This window comes from Desulfobaculum sp., assembly GCF_054921475.1.
In genome coordinates this window covers 1-4093 of record NZ_JBUDSW010000293.1, presented here as the reverse complement: position 1 = coordinate 4093, position 4093 = coordinate 1, and the positions used below count along the sequence as shown (strand labels likewise).

The 4093-nt window shown below is 61.9% G+C and carries 3 protein-coding genes; 1 reads left to right on the top strand and 2 read right to left on the bottom strand.

From position 1 onward, the window contains the following. Nucleotides 1-103 precede the first annotated feature (103 nt). A complete protein-coding gene (rlmB, locus tag ACY69P_RS14805) occupies nt 104-871 on the bottom strand; it encodes a 23S rRNA (guanosine(2251)-2'-O)-methyltransferase RlmB (protein ID WP_404843983.1) in 768 nt (255 codons plus the stop codon). A 154-nt stretch (nt 872-1025) separates the two neighbouring features. On the opposite strand from rlmB, the gene ACY69P_RS14800 reads away from it, so the two are divergent. After that, nucleotides 1026-2909 (top strand): LysM peptidoglycan-binding domain-containing protein, encoded by a 1884-nt coding sequence (locus ACY69P_RS14800; RefSeq protein ID WP_459900246.1) that lies wholly within the window; start codon nt 1026-1028, stop codon nt 2907-2909. Nucleotides 2910-3017: 108 nt separating this feature from the next. On the opposite strand, the gene ACY69P_RS14795 is transcribed toward ACY69P_RS14800, so the two are convergent. Then, on the bottom strand, nt 3018-4093 hold a 1076-nt coding region (locus tag ACY69P_RS14795), incomplete at its 5' end, for a PDC sensor domain-containing protein (RefSeq protein WP_462328028.1).

The window sequence follows — 4093 nt, the reverse complement described above, 5'->3', positions numbered from 1 at the left end:
TGTGTCACACCCTTGAGCCGCCGGAGGCAAAAGAAAAAAAACGTCCCCTACTTCCACACGAAGCAGGGGACGCTGAAGAGTCGCAGCATCTCGCCATACGGCGTTAGCCATGTTGGCGGGAGAATTCGCCCATGATGATGGCGGCGGCTTGGGCGACGTTGAAGGAGTCGAAGGGCCGGCGCAGGGGAATCGTCAATTTTTCCGAGCACCTTTTGGCAACGCCGGGGCGGATGCCTTTTTCTTCGTTACCCATGACGAGGACGGCCGGAGTTGACAATGCTTGCGCGTACATGTTCTTTCCGACGGGGTCGACCATGGAACCATAGATAGGCCAACCGCGTTCATCGCACGCATCGAGAGCGCGGGAGAGGTTGACCACCCGGGCGACCGGCAGGCGTGTCAGCGCGCCGGCGGACGCTTTGACAGCGGCTCCGCCGAGGTAGGCGGTGCGGTCTTTGGGGACGATGATTCCGGCCCCGCCGAGGGCGTAGAGCGTACGGGCCATAGCGCCCACGTTGCCGGGATCCTGCACTTGGTCAAGGGCGAGGAGAAGCGGCAGCGGCGCGTCCAGCGCGGCGTCCAGCAAATCCTCCAGCTCGGTGTACGACGCGGCGGATGTTCTTGCGAGCACGCCTTGATGGTTGCCGTCGAACATCCGGGCCATATCGCCCCGCGGCACTTTACGAAAGCGCACCCCGCCATCGCGGCACGCGTCGATGATGGCCCCGATATCTTTTCCGCGTGCGCCTTCCTGCACGAACACCATATCGACGGTGTCGCGGCTATTCTGCACGAGTTCCAAAACGGGCTTGCGTCCGGGAACGAGGTTATCGTCACCGCCGGTCTGCCGTTTTTTTCCTTTGGTATTCATGGTAGTTACGTCCCTGCTGCCTGCCTAAAAAATTCAGGGACTTAGGCCCTCAAGCCCGAGTCTACATCCCGATTTTCCTTGACTTTCAACAGCTGTTCTCTAGATATTTTTCTAACCTAGCATGCTCGACTGAGCGCAAACACATCCTGAACCGATGAGCACATACACATACTCTGAGACCGACGCCCCAGAGGCACATACACACGCGACGGCCGTTACCCGCACTTTGCTGGTGCTGGTCCTCGCCCTCTGTATCGCGGGGCTTTCGGCCTGCGCCACAAAGAAGCCGCTGCCCGAAGAGGACGCCGTCATCACGGTGGACGAGGGCATGCCGGACGAATTGGCCGCAGCGCCGGAGCATGGCGAGGAACCTGAACAGCCCAGTGATGAGGCCGTGCAGGAATTTGCCGAAGCGGACGAAGCGCCTTTGTCCGCTACGGAGCAGGAGGCCCTGGAAACCGAAGCGGACCTGAGCTTTCAGCTCGACTCCGTGGAAACCAAGGAAATGCTCTCCTTCTTCCGGTATTTTACCCACAACAAGCGGGGGCGCAAGAACTTCGCCCGTTGGCTTGAGCGTTCTGAAACATATCTTCCGTATGTCCGCAAGGTCTTTGCGGACCGCGGCCTTCCCCATGACCTCGTGTTTTTGCCCTTTGTGGAGAGCGGCTTCAACCCCAAAGCCGGTTCGCATGCCGGTGCCAAGGGGCTGTGGCAGTTCATGCCGTTTACGGGCAAAAAGTACGGTCTGGACGTTGGCTGGTGGATGGATGAGCGCTATGACCCCTACAAATCCACCCACGCCGCCGCGGACTACCTGACCAAGCTCTACGGCGACTTTGACGACTGGTACCTTGCCCTTGCGGCGTACAACGCCGGCGAGGGCCGCGTGATGCGCGCCATGAAGCGCAGCGGCTGTGACGACTTCTTTGAGCTGTCCAAAAAGCGCCAGAACCGCTGGCGCCGTGGCCGCCGCCTGTACTACCTCCCGCGCGAGACGCGCCAGTACGTGCCCAAGCTGATGGCCGTGATCAAGATTGTCCGCAATCTGGAGTCGCTGGGCTTTGAAAAGCCCAACTGGAGCGGCTCCGGCGAAATTGCCTCCGTGGAGACGAAGCCCCGCACGGACCTGAAAGCCTTCGCCAAGGCGCTGGACGTGCCGTGGAAGGAATTCCACGCCATGAACACCGCCTACGTGGAGCCGGGAACCCACCCGCAGAAGTCCAGCACGGTGTACGTGCCGCTGGACAAGCTGGAAGCCGCACAGGGCTACCTCGCAAGCGCGGACTTCAAGACGTACACGGGCTACTACGCGTTCTACAAGGTCCGCCGTGGCGATTCGTGGTACCGCATTTCCCGCCGCTTTGGCGTCCCCATCGCGGTGCTGAAGAACTTCAACGGCAGGCGCTCCAACCTCATCCGTCCGGGCCAGACGCTGAAGATTCCGGGCAAGGGCCAAACCCGCCTGACCGCCCAGAAGGTGAACAAGCGGTCCGCCAAGCGCAACCTGACGGCAAGCTCCTACCGCGTGCGCCGTGGCGACTCCCTGTGGACCATCGCCCGCCGCCATGGAGTTAGCGTCAGCGAACTGGCCCGCGCCAACAAGATTACCACCCGCTCCAAGATTATGCCGGGGCAGCGCCTTGCCATTCCGGGACGCGGCACCTCCAAGGCCCGCACCCGCCAGCTGGCGCAGTCGCGCTCCAACTACACGGTCCACCGTGGCGACACCCTGTGGGACGTGGCTAAGCGCTACAACACCACCGTGGCCACGCTGGCGCGCGCCAATGGCATCTCGTCGCGCAGCACGCTGCGCCCGGGCCAGCGCCTGTACATCCCGGACCAAAGCACCGTGGCCGCCAAGCGCACCAAGTCCGAAGCGCGCAAGGCCAAGCAGCTCATCACCTACAAGGTCCGCCGCGGCGACACCCTGTATGACATTGCCCGCCGCTTTGGCGTCAGCACGCGCAGCATCATGGCGTGGAACAATATGTCCTCCCCGCGCATCTACCCCGGCGACAGCCTGAAGCTGTACCAATAGCCGCGCGGCGCACCACGATACCGACCACACAGAAAAGGCTCCGGAGATACTCCGGAGCCTTTTTTTGCGCCTTGGTGGGCAGGTGGGGAAAGGAAGCCCTGTGCAGGGCTAGCGGGCGTGCGCCTCGCCGTTCTCCTCTTCCTCCTCCATGATGAGCGCCTCGTGGCGGCGCAGCAATTCCTCAAAGCGGATATCCGCGCCAAGGATGCCCTGAATCTCCATGTTCTCGTCATCCACAGGCGTGGCGACGGTGAGGCACAGCTTGCCCGTGAAGTGCGACTTGTAGAAGTCCGTCACGTGCAGTTTGCCGGTGCGCATGGGCACGGTGAACCATTCACGGTCGGAGAAGTCGGTGGTGTAGTCGAACAGCGTGTACTTGGGCCGGTCCTCGGCGTTGCACACGGCGCTGTTGATAATGTGGCCGGTGGTGTCGATGAGGTACAGATACTGGATGAACGGGTACTCCGCGAGGAAGTCGTCCATGCAGCGCTCCACCGCGGACGTCTCCATACCCCGGATGTCGCACTGGCTGGACAGGCGCTCGATGACCTTGGCGGCCAGCGTGTGGGCCACGGTCTTGAGGTGGTCGAACTCCGAGGGGAACAGTTCGGGCATGAAGCGCTTGACCAGCGCCTTCATCTCCTTGTTGGAGAAGTGCGTGGTGCGGCCCTTTTCGTAGGCGCGGGCGATATGCCCGGCAATCTTGCCCACGGTGGGGTGACGCTTGTCGATGCGCTCGGAGCCTTTGAGCTCCAGATGCTGGTTGATCCAGTACGCCACGCCCGCCTTGCCGGTCTTGTCCGTGATGATGATGGGGATGGGCCGGGCGAGAATCTTTTCCGTGTCGAAAATGTTGTAGATTTCCTCGTTTTTGATGAGGCCGTCCACATGGATGCCCGCGCTGGTGGCGTTGAAGTCGCGCCCCACGAAGGGGTAGTTGGGCGGAATGCGGTAATCCAGCTCGCGCACGAAGTAGTCCGCAATCTCGGAGATAACCTCCGTGACGGCGGCGTCGTCCTCGCCCGTGAGAGAGATGTACTCAAAGATCAGCGCCTCCAGCGGCGCATTGCCCGTGCGCTCGCCAAAGCCAAGGAGCGTGCCGTTGGCCCCGGAACAACCATACAGCCACGCCGTGGACGCATTGACGAGCACCTTGTGGAAGTCGTTGTGTCCGTGCCACTCCA